Annotated in this window: 10 protein-coding genes; 3 read left to right on the top strand and 7 right to left on the bottom strand. The window is 46.5% G+C overall.

The window, feature by feature from the left end; translation table 11 throughout:
* The 5 genes from drmB to NG792_RS08465 all read right to left on the bottom strand — a co-directional run bounded on the left by drmB (position 1) and on the right by NG792_RS08465 (position 13,170).
* Positions 1-1,863 (bottom strand): DUF1998 domain-containing protein, encoded by a 1,863-nt coding sequence (gene drmB / locus NG792_RS08485; RefSeq protein WP_261235181.1) that lies wholly within the window; start codon positions 1,861-1,863, stop codon positions 1-3.
* A gap of 75 nt (positions 1,864-1,938) precedes the next feature.
* Positions 1,939-5,991 carry a DISARM system helicase DrmA gene (gene drmA, locus NG792_RS08480; RefSeq protein ID WP_261235180.1) on the bottom strand — a complete coding sequence of 1,351 codons (4,053 nt, stop codon included), beginning with the start codon at positions 5,989-5,991 and terminating at the stop codon, positions 1,939-1,941.
* Between the two features lie 179 nt (positions 5,992-6,170).
* Positions 6,171-7,283: an AAA family ATPase gene (locus NG792_RS08475; protein WP_261235179.1), complete on the bottom strand. Its 1,113-nt coding sequence runs from the start codon at positions 7,281-7,283 to the stop codon at positions 6,171-6,173.
* Positions 7,284-7,421: 138 nt separating this feature from the next.
* Complete coding sequence (locus tag NG792_RS08470) at positions 7,422-8,849, bottom strand: HEPN domain-containing protein (protein WP_261235178.1); 1,428 nt, start codon at positions 8,847-8,849, stop codon at positions 7,422-7,424.
* 37 nt (positions 8,850-8,886) lie between these two features.
* Positions 8,887-13,170: a BREX-1 system adenine-specific DNA-methyltransferase PglX gene (locus tag NG792_RS08465; RefSeq protein WP_261235177.1), complete on the bottom strand. Its 4,284-nt coding sequence runs from the start codon at positions 13,168-13,170 to the stop codon at positions 8,887-8,889.
* 154 nt (positions 13,171-13,324) lie between these two features.
* Between NG792_RS08465 and NG792_RS08460 the strand changes: the two genes are divergently transcribed.
* Positions 13,325-13,594: a hypothetical protein gene (locus NG792_RS08460; RefSeq protein WP_261235176.1), complete on the top strand. Its 270-nt coding sequence runs from the start codon at positions 13,325-13,327 to the stop codon at positions 13,592-13,594.
* A gap of 56 nt (positions 13,595-13,650) precedes the next feature.
* Here the strand turns inward: NG792_RS08460 and drmD are convergent, their stop codons facing one another.
* Positions 13,651-16,854 carry a DISARM system SNF2-like helicase DrmD gene (gene drmD / locus NG792_RS08455; protein WP_261235175.1) on the bottom strand — a complete coding sequence of 1,068 codons (3,204 nt, stop codon included), beginning with the start codon at positions 16,852-16,854 and terminating at the stop codon, positions 13,651-13,653.
* A 40-nt stretch (positions 16,855-16,894) separates the two neighbouring features.
* Positions 16,895-17,659, bottom strand: coding sequence for a hypothetical protein (locus NG792_RS08450; protein WP_261235174.1), 765 nt, complete (start codon positions 17,657-17,659; stop codon positions 16,895-16,897).
* A gap of 593 nt (positions 17,660-18,252) precedes the next feature.
* Between NG792_RS08450 and NG792_RS08445 the strand changes: the two genes are divergently transcribed.
* On the top strand, positions 18,253-18,507 hold the full coding sequence (locus NG792_RS08445) for a hypothetical protein (protein ID WP_261235173.1): 255 nt from the start codon (positions 18,253-18,255) through the stop codon (positions 18,505-18,507).
* 229 nt (positions 18,508-18,736) lie between these two features.
* On the top strand, positions 18,737-19,021 hold the full coding sequence (locus tag NG792_RS08440) for a helix-turn-helix domain-containing protein (RefSeq protein ID WP_261235172.1): 285 nt from the start codon (positions 18,737-18,739) through the stop codon (positions 19,019-19,021).

The following is a 19,021-nucleotide window of genomic DNA, read 5'->3' as shown; positions in this document are numbered from 1 at the left end:
TTATTCAAAAAAGGCCAGTTGTTTCTCTTGAATCGTCGATACCAGTAGCGATCGGTCCAAAAATTTATTTCCCCGTTCGCAAAAGGTTTCGGGACTGAACAGGCAAGCATGGCAAGCAGCCCAGTGCAAGGATGGATTGCCCTGGGTCGGATTATGTTCCGCACAAAGTGGATCGGAGGCACATAAGCGCATTTGTTCCAACGCTTGGGCGACATGGTAGCCGAAAGTGGTCGGTTCTCCCAAATTCACCAACCCGCCTAAAGTTCCCTCACTATCGGGAGAGGCCGTATAAATTAACACTCCGGCTTGAGGGCCATTTTCATCTTCGGGTAATTGGGAGTAAATTCGCTCTCGCAAACTCGCTGCATTATACCCGCATTCAATGGCGAGTTGCCGCATCAAAACATGGGCGAAGGAATGAATTAATAAATAGCGAATTCCGGGAAAATGAGTTTTGTCCGGGTCGATACTCCGACTATTGAGCCAATCTTTGTAGGCGTTCAGTGTCAATACTTCATGTTTTTTTATTGCTTTTTTTTGTTCCCATTCATGCAAATATTTTTCATTAAATTCTATAAATATTCCTTCCCCTTTAACTTCGGTAGCAGGCACCCACTCGGGAATATTTCGACTCAGTTTGACGCGATACTTTTCCGGAATTTCTTCTAAATCCGCAAAGTCACCGGGAGATTGCAGGCGGGTAAAGCCAACCAAGGCTCGAACTTCTCGCAGTCGTTCCACTAATACCACTTGTTTGAAGTATTTCTGGTAGGGTTGGGGAGGAGCAACGGAACGCAATTGGATTTCAGTAGTATTTTGGCTGGTATCGGCGGCGGATAAAAATTGCCATTCGGGAGTTTTTAGGTCTTTAAAATCAGTTTTGTCATTGCCGCTTTGTTGCTGTTCTATGGTTTTCCAAATTTCTTCAAGTGGATACTTTGTAAAATCTTGCAGTTGCCCCATTGACTGAAGGGCTGACAAAAGGACTTGCAGCGTATCTTGGCTGTTCGCTTTACTTAAAGCTGTCCAATTTTGTTCGACTAATTGCGCCAATTGTCCCGAACCCGTGGGAATGGAAAGGGCAGATAAAGTCATGGAAAACCAGCTATTCGATGCCCCTAGCAGCAGCCCTTTCATCTGTTCTTCGCATTCCTCATCAAAGTTGCGAAGGTGAGGATGGCGACCCCGACATTGAGGCATATTTTGCTTTCCCCGTTCCCCAAAAGCATCGGAGAGAGGTCTGGCTGCGGCATTGCATCCACTACAAGAGACCACAATATCGGCAGCGGTTCCCGATATTCCCCGTTCTTCTAAACGCAAAGGTCCCGGACAATCGCTGTTGCCATGATGGACGAAATACAGCCAAGGAAAATCGTCTAAATGTCCACGATCGCAGGCTGTCAAAAACCGCACGGGAATCACTCTCGGTGGCTTTTTTGCCTTTTGGCAATTTTGATGGACGTAATGGGTTTCATCGGGACGATAGTGGTTAGTTTTAAGTTGGAAAAATCCCGATTTTAAGGGGGCGAGTAAATGACATCGGGGACAAACCATCCAGCCGGGAAACGGCGCGACAGGAATGCCAATCCGTGAGAGTTCGTCCGAGGAACTGACGGAACTGTTTTCTTCTGGGCGAATGGGTGGAGATAACAATTGTTTGACTTGGGGACCCAATTCTCGGCGAACGGCAGTGAGGAGTCGTTCTTCCGCTAGTTCGATACTGCGAAATTTATCCCAATCTTCCAATCCCATAATCATTACGGAAAGATTGGGTAAATCTGCAACTGCGCCGACGCCAAAGGAAAATAAAATTTGACTGGGACGCAGTTCCCCGACTCGGTATCTATAATTGGTTTTGTTCATAGGAAAAAGGATAAGCAATTAGTTTGTAGTGACTCCTTTAGGAGTCATAGCAAGGGATAACCCCTTCAGGGGTTACTACGAACGGTTTTCGGAAGGGAGATAGGGTTGAGGGAGGCGATCGCTTTCATCATCGGGGGGTTCATCGGTGAAAATCAAGCCAATGGGGGGCTCCACATTGCGGAGGGAGTTGAGGCAGGTAAATTCTTGCCAGGGGCCGTTTCCCGCACTTTTTAGCAGTTCGATGGTAATGCCATCTCGCTTGATCGCCCGGTATTTGAGGATGCCGCCCCCTGTGCGATTTTGGGCTAGAAACAACCAGCGATCGAGTTTGGCTTCGAGTTCTCGACGGACGGCTTGCCCTTGGGGGACTCCTCCGATCGCCTCCGCCCGGTGGACTATGGTTTCGATCGCCTGCTGTACTAAAGCCCGATCGCGTTCAATCTTTCCCGCCGCTTCATTGCCATTTAACGTTTCATCCCCTAACCGAATCAACGAAACCAATAACGCCGTTAAACCGCGATACAATGCCCCAGGTGCGAACGGAGTAACCGAGAGGGCCTCAACATTTTGGTAGAAGGTGGCGTGATAATGTTGGAAGCGTTCGTAATGGGATAAATCCCTCGGACGGGCCCAATTATACACCGTCAGCACTAACCCTGGATAAGTTCGTCCCACCCGGGAGGTGGCTTGTATATATTCTGCGGTATTCTTCGGTTGGCCGCAGACTACCATGATTCCCAACCGCTTGACATCCACCCCCACCGAAATCATATTAGTGGCGAGAATTACATCTAAAGGGTCGGGATTCTTCACCTTTTCCCCAGCTTTACGACGCTTTTGATTCTCTTCTGCGCGATCGGGATCAAAGGGAATTTCTAGCTTATCTAAAATCACAGGAATTTCCGTTGAATCCTTGCGGGAGGTCAACTCATCTAAATTGTTGAGATAGCGTTTTGCCAGTCCCCGCCGATCCATCTGTCCTAAGCGAGTCCGAATATCATCTTCTACCAGACGACGGGTTCCCCCCAATTCCCGCAAAGAGTTAAAATAGCCGACTAAGGTCATCCAGGGATCGACTTCTTTGCCATATTTTTCGTACAAGGTTTGGGCGGCGGCGAGGGCAGCGACATAGACGCGAATCATCGCTGCTTTTAAACGCTTCCCGGGGGCGCAAATCCCCAGATATCGCCGTCCAGGATACTCTTCACTGGGGTCTCGTTGTCGGGAGAAAAAGTTATCTTCGATGTCTAATGCCTGGGGGGGGAAAACTTGCAGTTTCCGTAAAAACAGATTGTAAACCTGGGTTTCGGCTTGGCGGATGGTGGCGGTGGAGGCGACGACTTTGGGGCGGATTTTCTGCCCGTTGATTTCCCAGGAAGCGAGTTCATCTACAGCGGTTTCGTAGAGTCCTACCAGCGTTCCCAATGGGCCACTAATCAGGTGTAATTCGTCTTGGATAATTAAATCCGGCGGACGCAATTTGAGGTGAGAAACAGTTTTGGCGGCGGGAAGTTTATTGGTTTGTTTATGAGTGTTTTTATCATCCAAATCAGGAGAACGGAAACCATGCCGATCGCAGTATCCATTCACTTGTCCGAATAGCATTTGCACTTCCCCTTTCCAGGGCATTTGAGCAAATTTATCCACGGTGGCGATTAACAAAGACGGGAGGCGGCGATAAATTTCTTCGTCTACAACGATCACCGGCAGCCCTTCTCCCTTAGCAAAAATGCAGCGCCCGATCGCATCTCCGCATTTAATTAAAGTGCGTCCTGTTCCTTTATCCACCGGATCGACGTGAATATGTTTCCCTGGGTCGATCGCAGTCCCACACCAGGGGCAGTTTGTTAGTTGGTGGGGGGAACCCGTCCCGCCAGTATAAGCCTGTCCCCGTTCTTGTTTAGTATATTCTTCGCTTTGTGCGGTATAGTTCGGAGTGCTGTTTTGACCGACCCACAGCCCGATTCTAAACGGTTCTCTGCCCCAGGTTTTCTCGTCTTGGCGACGGATAGACTCGCAGGCGCAGATTAAGGTAGTGGCACGTTGGAATTGTTGTAAAGTGAGTAAGCGCAGGGTGTAGCGCATCAATACCGCCACCCCATGTTCGCCATCGCGATCGCCTACGATTCCTTGCAAGCGTCGGATACCCAGGGTGTATGCGGTGAGTCCCAGATAGGCTTCAGTTTTGCCGCCGCCGGTGGGAAACCATAGCAAATCTGCGATCGCTTCTGTGGGATGAGTGCGATCTCCATGATGCAAGTCCGTCAGACTCGGCAGATTCAGCAACACAAACGCCAACTGGAACGGATACCAACTGCGGTTTTTCGGGAGATCCAACCCTTCGAGAGTGGGAGTTTCCCCCCGGCGCACTTTTTCCGCGTAGAGACTGTGAAGCCGTTGTTGCCACATCGCCTCATTCGCAAATTGGAACGCCTTAAGCGCTTGCGGTTGGGTTTGCAGGATAGCGATTCCGGCTTGAATCCGTTTTAAGGTTTTCTCACAATTAGCGATCGCGCGATTTGCCGCCTCCTGATAGTGTTCAAGTCCCGCATCGAGTTGATTGAACCGTTGCCGTTGTCCTTCGATCCAAATTTGGTAAGCATTAGGCAGAGGGTTTAATAACCTTGGCAGTTCCTCTGGACTCCCTTGCGCCAGTTCCTTCATATCTAAACTCAACCCCGCCAATTCGGGAATTTCTTCCAGCTTGGGCGGGGTAGTTTTCGGGACTTCATAACTGGGAATAAAAGTTGTTTTCAGTTCCGTCGCAGTAGTTAGGAAGGAGGAAGGATGAGGGATGAAGGATGAAGGATGAAGGATGAGGGATGAATTTTGGGTGACAACATCCACACTCACCCCATGTCCCACCGCAAACTCGACTTGACGGCGGTATAGCATTCCCATTGCTTCATTTTCGGCGCGAACCATTGGATCGAGGTTATCCAAGGCGATCGGTAAGGGTCGTTTGATAAAAATATTCCGATGATTCGGATCGGGCGATCGCACAATTAACTGTGGTTGAAAAACCCAAGCGCGATCGCGGAGTTTCGCCGGTTCCTGTTGTCCATTCACGAGAAACAGAGTCACAATCCAATCCCCACTATCCATCCGGCGAGTTTGACCTTTTATGAATACCTCGGGCGCTTGTTCTAAACTGGGGACCCATTCAATCGTTTGACCATCCTTTAACGGTTTTCGGTGCGTAGCGGTGATAGGATAACGCTTCCAAACCGTTTTCGGGTCGCCATTCTCTTTAAAAATAATTTCACTTTTTTCCCGTTCATATTTGCCCCAAGATGCAGCAATTTCCAATTCTTCTGCTGAACCCTCAACGCAGAAAGTTAGTCCCATCGAGGAAGGAAACATCGTAGTTGCAGTGGCAACACTTTTCTCCGTCGTTCCTTCTTCAGCACTATCTTTACCCACTACCGCAATATCGTCTTGTTCTTCCGGTCCTTCTTCTGCTGCCTTATTGCGTAATAATGGGGCCAGAACCCCCACCAGATATCGGTCTCCCACGCGATTTTCGTCAATTTCTTCCGTCTCTCCTCCCACCGGACCCAGTAAATCGTTGATGATGATTTCTTCTAATTCTGCCCGAATTTGGGCAGGAGACGGTTTATTGAGTAAGGAGGAAGGAGGAAGGATCTCGGATGAAGGGGGGGATTCACTTTGATCGATTTGCAGGGAGAGTTTTGATTCGATGAGACTGCCGGTTTTTTCTGGATTGCTTGCGGCAACATATTCGGTTTTAACAAAGCTGAGTTGTTCTGAGGAATCGCTGGATTTGACACCCCTCGGTTTTTTGGGAGGATTTTTCGGCGTAGTCTGTTGAGGGATTTTATCTAAGGATGACGGATCGCTGAGGACGGATGAAGGGGGAGATGAGGTGTCACTCCGAACTTTGAGGAAGTTTGAGATGACTTGGATAATGCGATCGCTGACTCCCTCATCAATATTCAACACTTCACTATCCGAGTCAATCCCTTCCAATAAAACCGCTAAAGCTTCATCCGGGGCTGATTGTACCCCACTCCAATCCAGTTTCGCCCGACCCTCGCGCAATTGTTGATTGATAGCGGCGAGGTCTAACTTGCCTGGAAGTACCGGGGGAAGTTTGATTAGTTTCATAGAAAGGATGAAGGATGAAGGATGAGGGATGAAGGATGAAGGATGAGGGATGAGGGATGAAGGATGAGGGATGAAGGATGAACAATCAAGTAAACCCAATAAATCGGTGGGAGTTTAAGCCCCCGACGGACCCGGCAACCCACCGACACCCCTGATGGACTTTACGCAACCGTAAATGTTCATAGTTCTCCATTGGGGTCTCCTGTCACACCTTCTTGATTTTTCTGAGAACGGGTAATGACCTCCATGCGGTCTTGATGATGCTGGATTGCCGCTTCTAAATCTTCCGACTTTAATACTTTTTCACCGCTGAGGATAACCGATTTTATCGCATTCTGGCAAATTCGCTCGATATCTGCGCCGGTTGCACCCTCTAACCTTTGGGCAAATTGCTCTACGTTGATCTCATGTCTAATACTCCCTAAGTTTTTCAATAGCAGAGAAATTATCAATTCTTGACTGGGTTTCTCAAATAAAAGCACTTCATCAAATCTGCGCCAGATGGCAGAATCTAGCATGGATGAATGATTGGTTGCAGCAACAAAAATACTGTTATGATTTGCCGAGTCTATCAGTTGCAGCAAACTATTGACAACTCGTTTAATTTCTCCGTGTTCATTGGCGGCATTTCGGTCTTTACCAATGGCATCAAACTCATCAAATAAAACAACCCATTGGCCTTTTTCAATATAGTCAAAAATAAGTTTAAGATTAAGGGCGGTTTCGCCTAAATACGAAGAAAAAACTGCCGATAGATTGACATAAACTAACGGCAAAAATAAAACACTTCCTAAAATTTGGGCGGTCAGGGTTTTACCGCAACCCGGAGGGCCGCAAAATAAGAGGGTAGACCGAGGTTTTAAATTGTGGGCGCTTAAAATATCTTGCTTTCTATTTTCTAAAACAACCGTTTCTAAAATTTGCCTATTTTTTTCGGTTAAAATAACATCTTCCCAGGTTAACTCATATTGTTTAACCGCGATTAGGGGTAAACCTGTATCCTTAGCGGTAGGAACTTCTGGGTAGTTTTGCCAGGGTGAACCATTGGACGCGACCCGTTTTGCCGGAGTCGTCAGTTGCAGACTCTTTTCGAGGTCATTCGCTAATAAAAGATGATTTTTATTGCGTTCCTCTTCAATCAGTTCTCTTGCGGCAGCGTAAAATTCTTCTCGGTCATTTTCCGAGAAGCTTCTAAACAATTTTCTAATCAGATCGCCGCGTGCCGCCATGTAGGATAAAAAGCGTGGGATGCTTTGATAGCAGGCAAATCCTACCACGCAATTAGCTGCCATGTCTAGTGTAGCATAAAAAGTCAACCCCAGGAAAGGATGAAAGGGGAAGACTTAAATTATCTTCCGGGTTATTTTGTTTGGGGCTTTACCTAACCTTTAGTAAGTTTTACAAATTCAGTATTTTTATCGCTACATAAATTATTTATTTGCCTCTGATTTAAGTTTATTAATTGCTTGTATCGCCCACTGATATCCAGATTTACTACAGATTATTTCAGCCCGCTTTTCTGGGCTACATCCCAATTCACTTAAAAAGCACGCTTGCAATAAAAACTCAAGGATTCTCGTTATCCAATATAATTCGTCTCCCTTAGCTGCTTGATTTTCATTAGACTTATCATAATGGGTAAAAAAGTTCCTGGTATTCTTGACTTTTCCTATAAATTTATCAGGATTATGATAATAGCCGAGCAATGAATTGATGACCAAAAGGTTTTCTTGTACTAATTCTTCAAGTCGATCTTTCAAATTCGGTTCATTACTAAAATGCAGCTTTCCTTTAACCCATTGCTTGTATGAATCAGGAATATTTTTTAAAATTTCCTCTATCCGATTTTTATGTTCCGCTTCTGGCAAAAGATTATTTTTGCGCCGACGGCGGTGATAAGATTCAACAGCTTGTACGATATTCAAAAATTCATTTTCTAAATACAGAGGGGCATACTTGGTACTAAAAAATAAATTACAAACACTATCTATTTCTTGGTGAGTATTGAGCCATTTTTGAATAATTAAGCTGAACTCACTTTTTAGATCTTCAAGTGTGAATATCATTTCGTGAGGATGTAATAGATTTTCCCTATCTTCTTGAATCCTAGGTTTTTTGAAGATTATTTGAATGCGTCGGTCGATTACTTTTCCGGGTTGGTTGGCATTGTCCTCATTATTCTTCTTGCAATAATAGACGTGGCAGCTAACGATAAAGTTAGGTTGCCCTGTAAGGAAAGTTAGAAAGTTCTGAAGAGGATATATGAACCGCTGCTGTAAAATTTCTAAGCTGCAATCCGTTTCAGGTTCAATAACGATCGCAGCGGATTGTTTAAAATCAAGTTCACTGAGTTTGCCTGCTTCGGAACACCCATATTTTACAGAAATTATCCCTTCTGTAGTTTTTGCCACAATATCTGAAGGTTTATTATAATCATTAAATTTCATCCCCACCATTTGATTATTTTCATTCCAGATTGGTTCTCTAGGAACAGGTGGTATCATTGCCCAGTCCCGCAAGTAACTGTAATCAACTCCAGCCTTATAAAATAGCATTTCATTTAGTTGATTAAAGTGATGTCCAACCAAACCTATTTCAGAGGTATATTTTGGTGAATTAAATCCAGTACCAGGCAAACGCATAAAAATTAGAATACTCTTATAAAGAGTTACTTTTTTTTCATTTTCTAATAGACCCAGGATTAACGGCTGGTAACTGCCTGAGCGCGCACTTTCATCAAGCGGCATGAAAAGGCTTAACTCTATACCTTTCTCCGGGGTAAATTTTAATATCCCCAATACTACATTGTCAGGATTTGAAGGAAGCCACCAGCAGCCGTTTGACTCAAAACTATTCATAGCAATCATCTCCTATCTTGGATTTTGAAATGTACTCTTAAAACAAACTCATTTGATCCGGTGGACTGGTAGTTTTAGAACTTTTCTTCCCTTTACTCTTACCCTTTTTTTTATCATGCAATCCAGCGGCGACTTCCTCGGCGTAGCGTTGATGGTTGAGTTGTAAGAGGCGGTCTAATACCTCCCGTCTCGCCTCTTCGCTAATGGTAAACCGGAGTCCCTGTTTGGTTTCGTGGAATCCGTGACTGAGGTCTAAATCGGTCCAACCGTAGGCAGTGGCAACGGCGTTATCCATTTTCTGATGCAATTCTCGCAGGGTTTGGATGTCTTCGGCTGTTTCCTCGGGGTCGTGAAAGCGGTTGTAGGTTTTGGTGAGTCCCTCCTGGCGGTTTTGCATGATTTGTTGGCGGTGGGTGTAGTATTCTTCCCCAATTTCTTCTAACTCGTTCAATGTCCCCCCTTTAGGGGTTGCATTTTGATGACTCCTGAAGGAGTCACTACAAACGGGGGGGAAGGGGAAGGTTTCAAAGCAATCTGAGGGAGAGTAGTTTATATCTTTTCTTAACGTTGAACTATATTCCCATGACCATTGATAATGAAAATTAGATTGAAGTAAGCTAAAAAATTTCCAGTTAGCTAAAGGGAAAATGGCTAATCTATGAGCAAATACTATATTTTTATTGCTAAATGCAAAACCCAAGTGGTTATTTACCAATGATAAAGCTATTACCCGATCGCACACCGCGATCGCCTTTTGAAGTGCTGGTTGTTTCTCTGCATATTGCCACCACCTTTCACGGTAAACTTTTCGCTTTACTTTTGCCCTTTCTGGCTTAACCTTTTTTTCAAGAATTGCCCAACAATCAGGATAATCAACCGCATAAGGTGGGCCTGTGGGCTTTTTCGGGTCATCCTGTTCCGCATCCAAAGGCCAATCGAAGAAATTAATCACCCAGCGACTCGGCGACTGGTCGGAATTCGAGTTTAAATCCTGTCCATTCAAATAAGGAAACAACACTTCTTGATTGCGCGGGTCTTTTGCAATCAAGGTTTGTGCTTCCTCTAGAGTTAAAACAAACCCCATCCCCAATACATAGGAACCAATAAAAGATTTTCCCTGATTTGCGGCTAACCGATGGGGTTGTCCCAAGGCTTTACCCGGTACAGTTAAATAAGGAGTAATTCCCGAAACGGGATGATCATCTAAAACAAACTCTCCCTGCCATTTCCCCTGACGCAACCAGATATATCCCACTTCTAAACTGGCAGTTCCCGGCCAAGGACGACTGGGAACGGCGCGGAAAATCAGGCCACCTTTCTCTACTAATTGGTCTAACCCCACTTCCCGGGTATCTCCTTGGGAGATGGTATTGGTTGCCACTAACCCAAACGCGCCATTTTCCTGGATTAATTGTTGTCCCCGCAGGAAGAAATAGGCGCATAAATCTGCACAGCCTTTTTTACCTGTTGCCAGCCAGTCTACTAGATAATCTCGATAAGGCGTTCCTAACGTTCCAGTTATTTTTTTCCCTCCCATAAATGGGGGATTACCGACTAAGGCATGAAAGCCGGAGGTGGAAGGATGAAGGATGAAGGATGAAGGATGAAGGGGAGAAGGTGAGGAAAGATGAGGGATGAGGGATGAAGGATGAAGGGGAGAGGGTGAGGAATTGGTGAGGAAGACTTCTGGGAATTCGAGTTCCCAGTGGAAAGGGCGTAAGGTTTCTAAATCCGGTAACTTGGCGCGGTCTTTTTCTGAGATATCATTTTCTCCCTTCGCCACTAATAACAATTTCTGACGAATCGCATCCCGTTGTTTAGCATTTCCCTGGGCTAAATAACTCCCCACCAACAAATTGCAACGGTCTTGTAAATCCTTAATTCGCGCATTTGCCAGAGAGAGTAATCTGGCCTTTTCTGCTTGTTCTTGGGGAGTATCCGCCGGTTTAGCGGTAATTTGCACCCGCAACTGAATCGCCTCATCAATTTCCCGACGGACTAAATCGCTACCCAAGTCTAGCTGTACCCCCTCGGAAGTATCCAAATTCCAACAGCGCAACTGTTCCAGGGTGACTCCCACCAAGGAATCCCCGCATTTGAGGGCATGATCCAAAAAGGTAAAGGGTTTATCCTTCTGTAAGGTTTCCAACCATAAGGATAATTTCGCCATTTCCACTGCCAAGGGATTCTTATCCACTCCATAGATACAGCGTTCCACCACAATCCGCTTGGCAAGGGTTAACCGTTCATCCGCATCCTCGGGTATCAAGGTTTCGGACAACTCCGGTTTAGACGGATTACCTTCAGGTATCACGTTTGTAGTAACCCCTGAAGGGGTTGCCTTTTGATGACTCCTGGAGGAGTCACTACGAACTTTCCAGGTTTCTACCAAGCGTTGTGCTAAATAGCGACAAGTCTGGACCAGAAAGGCCCCGGAACCCATCGCCATATCGCAAATTTTCAGATTCAGCAACTCTGCTGCTGATTTGAGTTGCCAGTCTTCCTTGGGTTTCCCTTCCGCTACTCCGCGATAAACCAACGGTTCCAAAGTATAGCGAACAATTTCCTCGGTTAATGTCTTCGGGGTGTAGTGGGTTCCCGTTTCCCGTCTGTCACTTCCTTGAGTGACAAACACACTCCCAGCAGGAACGATCGCCGGATATCCAAAGGTATCCAGGCGAATTAACTCAGAAAATGGTTTCACCCGTTCCCACAGTTGCCCATCATTATTACAAGCAACTAAAAATTTACCCTCGTTTGGTGTCACCCCTTCAGGGGTTGCCTGACTCCTGAAGGAGTCACTACGAACTAATTTCTCTAATGCTGATTTCGATCGCCCGGTTACTTTTTGCAGAAACTGAATCAGTTCCGTTTCCCCTTTCTGCGACTGCGCCTCTAACTCATCCAGAGACACTTCCGGTTCTTTATCCTTTGTCCCCACTAACCCCAACACTGGAGAACTGGCCCGCACAATGGTATGGTCTAACAACCCCTCATAAACATGGCCGATTTGTTCCACTTCCAGGGCCCGAAATGACAAGCGTCGCGCTTCGGTTCCCCCTCCTGGCACTTTCACCTGCAAGATTTGCAACGCTTCCAACAGGTGTAACACCGTCCGGTTATCGACGGGAATGGGTTGCGCCAAACTCTCCCCCCAATTCCCCCCGCTTCTGCCTTCCAAAAAGGGGAATTTATCGGGGTCGAATAAATCTCCCCCGTAGGCAGGCAAGCGCAATAAGTCATGTTCCACGCCGCCAAACACCGCCCGAAAGGTTGCCAGCAGACGACACCAAGCATCGTGACGCCGTTCTAAAATTTCCTCCCCGTACTTATCCGCCATTTCTCGCAACTCGGCGCGCAGGGTCGAAACGGCATAATATTGGTCATAGAGGCGATCGCCCAGCAGCAGCAACCCTTTCTCCTCTGCGGAAAACAGGAACACCAAGCGCATCATCACAAATAGCGCCGCTTCGTACAGTTCCCTCTCGGAGATATTTTTTAATAAGGTCCGGTTACGGTCTTGGTCGATTTTATCGAATTTCTGCACCAACACTTCAACCGCTTTGCGAACCTGAAACCCTAACTGATTGGTGACTTCTTCCTGAGAATCAGCACTTTTCGCCAATAGCGCTTCTAGGGTTTCCTCATCCTCCACCCCAAAGAATCGCCGAACTCCCAGCAAACTTCTAAAGGCGCGTAAGGTTACCTTTTCCTCAATCCAGAGGTTGGCATACCAGGAAATATAACTCACCGTGGGCGAGGGATTCTGGTATTTCACCCCCGGTAACAGTTCCACCCCACCCCGAGGCGCATTCACCAGCATCCAATGTTCGCCATTGGTGACGAGTCCCAATGCCACTCCCGTCCCCCGTAACAATTCCATCATCTGCGTTGCCGGGGATGCCATCCACCGGGAACCCCCCATCTGCTTTTCTAACCCTTGTTTCGGGGGAACAAATTGCACCAATACCCGAGGTTTTCCTGTATCAGGATGCGCCACAACCCAATTGGGACGGAGGGTTTCCTGATGTTCGGCGATCGTTACTGCCAGTCCGGCAGGCACCTGCTGTCCCGTTAACAATACCTCATCGGGAAATTCCAACACCTCCCGCAACACCCACTCAATCCAGATCTGGTGAATCGCGCGATCGGTCCTATTCTCCTGCCATTCTTGATACGCTTGTTTAAGGGTCCGAAACGAGTCCGGGTCATGGGAATCCAACCCCTGGGGAAATGCTTGCAACAACACATCCATATTCAAAAAGGGACCGGATGCTTCAACCAGGGACAACCATTCAGCGTGATGACGGGGAATAGACATGGTTTAGGAAGAATAGGGGTCTAAACCTATCATACCGACAACCGGCAGGGCGATCGCGTTAATCTGCGGAGGCGATCGGCCCCCAATGGTTTTCGCTATCAAACCACAACCCCTAAAATTAATCCGTTGAAGCCATTTTAGGAAAGTTTAACTGATGACCATTAGACAACCCCGCTACAGTAAAGAGGAATTCGCCCGCCTTGGGGATGAGATTTATGAATATAAGGTTCGCCCACAAGTAGAGGAAGGTAATGAGGGCAAGATTGTGGCGATCGATTTAGAAACGGGAGATTTTGAAGTCGATAAGAGTGAAATTGCCGCTTGCGATCGGCTTGAATCCACTCATCCTGATGCTCAAATCTGGATTGTACGAATCGGTTCGGGCTATGTCCGTCACTTCGGCGGACGAACTCTTTGTTTGTAGTGACTCCTTTAGGAGTCATAAGATGGTGCAACCCCTAAAGGGGTTACTACAAACGGTTAGATTAAGCGCTTCGGAACCAAATAGGTAATCGCCAGAGGAAATAATCGGGGACTAGGTTGTGCAAATCGTTGGCGAACTGCAGCGGTTTCCCGTTCGATTTCTTTGGGGATCTCCGCTAATCGCGCCTTCAGACTATTGATATCCCGGTCAAATTGCGTGCGTTCGGTGTCGCTTAAACCTAGCGTCAGTTCTAATTGCATAAACTCCGGTTCTGCTAACTCTTGTTCAATACTGGTTTTTAACTCCGTGAGAATAGCCCTGATATCGGCAACTTCTTGATCACACCGCTCCTGCAATGATTTTTCTAAAGATGCCGTGCGATCGCGCATTCGGTTTTCCAAATGTTTTAACAAGGATTCGGCATAATTCGGCCAAAGTTCCACTAATTTTTGACTCATCGTCTCCGGAACTGGTTCTGCTTTCGCCGATGCTATCAACTCCTGGAGTTTCACCACCCCCAATTTTTCAAACTTGCCTTGCTTAATCACTCCCCCAGCAACAAGCATTTCTTCATGCAACCGTTGAGAATCTCCCCCTAAAATGACTAACCGCCCATAAGCAACTACCACGGGAAATTCACTAGAATTGGAGGGCAGCACTTCAACGGTCACCCGATGTAAATTCTTATTACTTTCTCGGGACCAAACTTCCGCCCTCAACAGTCGTAAACACATCTGAACCAAGCGATGATTCAGATGCACCAATACCACATTATCCCGTCCCCGCGTCACATCTGGATCGAAGGCAATAGGCCGAATTTCTCCGGTATGGGGATGGGCCAACCCTGTACTACAACTGGCCCAACTTCCACTCAATGCAGGCAAATAATAAAGGTTCAACGTCCCCCCTTCAGGGGTTATATCTTGGGTATGACTCCTAAAGGAGTCCCTACGAACGGGAATTAAAGGCGGTTGCTGGGCAATTTCTAACCCAATCTTGACCACCGCCTCAATATTGTCCGGAGTCAGTCTTAAATTGCTGCGAGTTTCCTCAAATTGCTCTTTTAATTTCTCAATTTGGTCCCGCACTTTTCGCTCAAATTTCAACATTTGGCGAACGGGTTCTGAGCTTTTTTCAGCAACAGTCGTATCTAAACTCACCCGGCGACCCAACATTGCTTCCTCTACTTGTTGGGCAATAACCGGACCGACTTTCCCTAAATCTTCCCGAATATTGTTGATTTTCAATGCCGCCCGCATCAAAAATTCTAAATCCCCTTCCAAATCCCCCGGACGAATGCCTGTGGTTGCTTGTTCTTGATAGCTTTTGCCGACAAAATGATAAATCATCACCTGGGGCGCTTTCTGTCCGTGGCGATCGATTCGTCCATTCCGCTGTTCCATGCGGTTGGGATTCCAGGGAATTTCATAGTGAATTAAATTAGAACAATGATTCTGCAAATCCAACCCTTCAGATGCGGCATCCGTTGCCAATAAAATCCGCACATCTGAGACATCGGCCCCTGCCTGAAATGCCGCTTTAATCCGTTCGCGGTCTTCCGAATTCATTCCCCCATACAAGGTCATCAGGCGATCGCCTTCTGCTAATCCCTGTCCCGCCAATAAATCATACAACCATTTCTGAGTTGCCCGATATTCCGTGAAAATAATTACCCGTTCCGTTGACCACTTGCCCCCCGGTTTGATATGAGTCTCAATCCAATTCAACAATTCCCGCGCCTTCGAGTCGGGACGACGAGAGGCGCTTTCCGCCCAAGTTTTGAGTTCATCAAGGGCGTGGCGTTCCCGAGGAGTCAACTCTCGAAATAACCGGGAAGTTGTGGCGATCGCATCGTCGGTAGATTCTTCATATAAATCATCATCAGCAAAATCTTCCTCTATTTCTTCCAACTGCCGCCGCAAAATTCCCGCATTCGGTTTTCCAATCGTCCGACTGCTTTTACGCTTCGCTTCTTCCAAGGAAATTTGATGCTTTTCCAAGGTACTTAAAAAAGCAGCAGGGCAAGAAAATAGCCGCTTTTTCAATAACTTTAAAACAAATTCTGTGGCATACAATTCCATTTTATCTGTAGCATCTTTGCGCCGCCATGTGGTATAATTATTTAATAACTCATTGGCGCGCTTTTCTTCTGGCGAATAGTCCACGGGAATCGCTGCCAATTGCCGTTGGGCAAAACGTGGCGTCCCATCCCAACGCGGGGGCAGTTCTCGCTTTAACCGGCGTACCATAACCACCTGCAATTGATTGCGATCGGGAATAATCCCCCGGGCAAAACGTTGGGAATCGAGTAACTCCAACAAGGCGGTAAAACTTTCTAAATACCCATTATGAGGCGTCGCCGTGAGGAATAATTTATGCTCGAAATGCGGCACTAATAACCGAATCGCAGCAGTTCGTTGGGAATCTACCGCATAGCGACCCCCACCAGAAGGGGCAATATTGTGCGCTTCATCCACAATTAATAAATCAAACCGGCGGGGATAAACCGATTCCCCTTCTGCCGGTAACGCTTCTCGCATCAACCGCAAGGGGCGATCGCGCTTGAGAAAATCAATCGAAGTAATCAATCGAGGAAAATGCTGCCAGGGATTAACGTGCAATCCGCGATTCCGGCGCAAATCTCGCATCAAATCGCTGTTGACAATGCGGAAATCCAACCCAAATTTATCCCGCATTTGTTCCTGCCACTGCACCTGCAAGGAAGAGGGACAGACAATTAAAATTCGGCGCGATCGCTGACGCAAAATCAACTCCTGCGCCACCAACCCCGCCTCAATGGTTTTCCCCAAACCCACATCATCAGCAATCAATAAATTGACCCGAGGCATTTGAATTGCCCGGACCACTGGATCGAGTTGGTAATCTTCAATATCAATCCCACTTCTAAACGGAGACTGCACCGATCGCAAATCTGCCGTAGAAGAGGCCCCCCAGCGCACCGCATCTAAAAATGCCGCCAATCGTTCCGGAGTATCGAACCCACTGGGATAAGGCAACTCCATTTTCTCATAGACGATCGCCCCGGGTTCCAACTCCCAAATCACTTGCAACTCTTCGCCGAGAGCATCATCCTCCACCGAAGAGAGACTAACCAGATGCTGCGGTTTGTGAGGTTGCGATCGCAAGGCATCATAGGGGAGGGTAGAGGCGCGAACATCAGTCACTGCAAACCGGCGGCCTCGAACTTCTACAAGCTGTCCCGGTTCAGGAATAGCAGCGATCGCCGTAGCATGACTCATCAAAATTCAGCCTCCAGGGAGAACAATCTCATTCTATTACTCATAACAGCCTATCCTTATTGATTTGATACTGGGTGGTTGCCCGAATTCGTATAAGCTCTTCCAAAGATATATCTAAACACCCTTCAAGCAAAGAAAGTTCTCCATCAGAAGGTTTGACTTGTGAATTGGCAATTTCCTCCAATCTGGCCCGGGGAATTTGCGTATATTGAGAAATTTGGACAAGATTTTTATTTGCCAAAATAGAACCAAAGGTTTCCCCCTGATTGGAAGACTTCTCTTGAGCCAAATTTAATCGGTTTATTTTTAATTCAATAGCTTCAGAAAGTTTAGATTTTAAAACTATCATTGATTCTATATCGAGCAAATCAATTCGAGCTTCTAAAATATTTAGTAACTTTTTATATGAACCAAACGAATTTCGTTGACTCATCTGCAAAAGTTGATGATTTAAAACCTCCATACCCTCTAAAATTCCCACCTCAGAACTAACCGAAATTTTAATTTCAGCTTTACGTGTGCGGTATTCTGGCAGCAACTCAGGTAATCGAACAAAAAACACTTGTGAATTTTCAGGTTCTCCCTTGAGCAAAAATCGATCTAGTTCCGGATGGGTACAGCCGATAGCCTGTGCCAACAAAATCCGCTTCGAGCGCCAAGGAAACTGCTCACCCGCTTTCCAGCGTTTTAAGCTGGTCACACTGCTAGTTGGCCCCACTCGATTGAGGTATTCGAGCAATATAGGCTCCCGCTCCTCTGGTGGAGCCAACATCTGGCTTTCCAGAAACAGCAACAGATCTGACAATCTCTGACTTCGACTCGTCACACTCTACCTTCCATACTGTCCCAATCTATTGTGGGGTGAATTTCCGACAAATAGCAAAGCGCCTTCGCTTTTCTCAAAATTTGTTTACTTTTCTTAATTTTTATGTCAAGAGCCAAAAATAGCCAAAAATATTTGCTGGCAAGGCTTTAAGCATTTTTAGTTTGGCCTTGACAAAACCCGAAAAATTAGCTAAAAGGGAAACAGTCAAGTGCCTAGAATGATTTCGTTTCGGTCACTTTGCTTTTTCTAGACTTTTGAGAAGGCAGCAAGGTTGATTGACTAAGGTTGTCATCAGCCAAACCCGGTTAAGGCTTACCCTAGTCAGACTCTAAGACTTGGTGCCAGCAACTGGATGCTCAAACTAACCGGCTCAAGCGTCGATGCCGTCAACAAGGAGGTTTTTGATGGATAACCGACAAGAGTCTACGGCTAGAACCTCTAGCCAGATTCCCTGAAATAATTCGCCAATTTTCGCTCTTTACTTTGATGTATTGACGTCTGCACGTCAACGTAATAGCATAGAAGTATGGCAACATCAGCGTAGACCGTCGAATCAGTACCAAAGTAACGCTGTGAAAGAGAAAGTCTACGTTGATCTAAGCCCATATTGGCCCTCCGGCAAATCAATTGCCTCGGTGTATGAGCAACTTCTGCTCGAAGGCAACAAGATAGATCGGCGAACTTTGTCCTCTGCTAAATCTGGACTTTTAACAAAATCTGAGTTTGCCACCTTGGTCAAACTTCGAGATTGGGTCAGAAAAGAAACTGGACGCTCAGACTTGGCGATCGATGATTTGCTGAGGTTTGAACCAGAAGAAGACAAATAGTCGATACAAAAAAGTCCCCCGCAGCAACGGGAGACCCATCCCTATAAAACTAATTGCCATGAGACCAGACCTCCGTTTCGGCAAAGTCTTTGACTATATGGGTCCCCTGTGGTCATTGATCAGGCGATCGCCGCCAAAATAAGCCACCATCAACTGTCCTTCACAGACAGAAATCTACCAAGCAAGGGACAATACGATTTGAGTGTTTATTGCCAAATCAACTAGGTCCATGCCTGCTAGACAACCCCCTCCATACACACCACCGAACAAAAGACCAGCACTTCAAAACGTTGAAATCGAGCTTCATTGCCGACTAGACGAGTTAATGGAGGAGCGGGGTCTGACTCAACAGGAGCTAAGTGAAGCGACAAAAATTGGAGCAGCAGCCCTGCGCAATATCCGAGAAAACACCGCTAAGAGGTTTGACAAAGGAACGTTATGCGCCTTGATTAACTACTTCGATCTAGAGTCCCTGGATGAGTTGTTTACAATTATGTACAATTCCCGAGATTGA

Source organism: Laspinema olomoucense D3b (assembly GCF_025370785.1).
Lineage (GTDB): Bacteria > Cyanobacteriota > Cyanobacteriia > Cyanobacteriales > Laspinemataceae > Laspinema > Laspinema olomoucense.
The sequence above is the reverse complement of the archived record's forward strand: the minus strand, read 5'-3'. Positions and strand labels throughout refer to the sequence as shown.

What these genes read in the sequence shown, in the direction of transcription:
- NG792_RS08475 (WP_261235179.1), bottom strand. Translation starts at nt 7,283, where the DNA reads ATGGCAGCTAATTGCGTGGTAGGATTTGCCTGCTATCAAAGCATCCCA.
- NG792_RS08440 (WP_261235172.1), top strand. Translation starts at nt 18,737, where the DNA reads ATGCCTGCTAGACAACCCCCTCCATACACACCACCGAACAAAAGACCA.
- drmB (WP_261235181.1), bottom strand. Translation starts at nt 1,863, where the DNA reads ATGAACAAAACCAATTATAGATACCGAGTCGGGGAACTGCGTCCCAGT.
- drmA (WP_261235180.1), bottom strand. Translation starts at nt 5,991, where the DNA reads ATGAAACTAATCAAACTTCCCCCGGTACTTCCAGGCAAGTTAGACCTC.
- drmD (WP_261235175.1), bottom strand. Translation starts at nt 16,854, where the DNA reads ATGAGTCATGCTACGGCGATCGCTGCTATTCCTGAACCGGGACAGCTT.
- NG792_RS08470 (WP_261235178.1), bottom strand. Translation starts at nt 8,849, where the DNA reads ATGAATAGTTTTGAGTCAAACGGCTGCTGGTGGCTTCCTTCAAATCCT.
- NG792_RS08460 (WP_261235176.1), top strand. Translation starts at nt 13,325, where the DNA reads ATGACCATTAGACAACCCCGCTACAGTAAAGAGGAATTCGCCCGCCTT.
- NG792_RS08465 (WP_261235177.1), bottom strand. Translation starts at nt 13,170, where the DNA reads ATGTCTATTCCCCGTCATCACGCTGAATGGTTGTCCCTGGTTGAAGCA.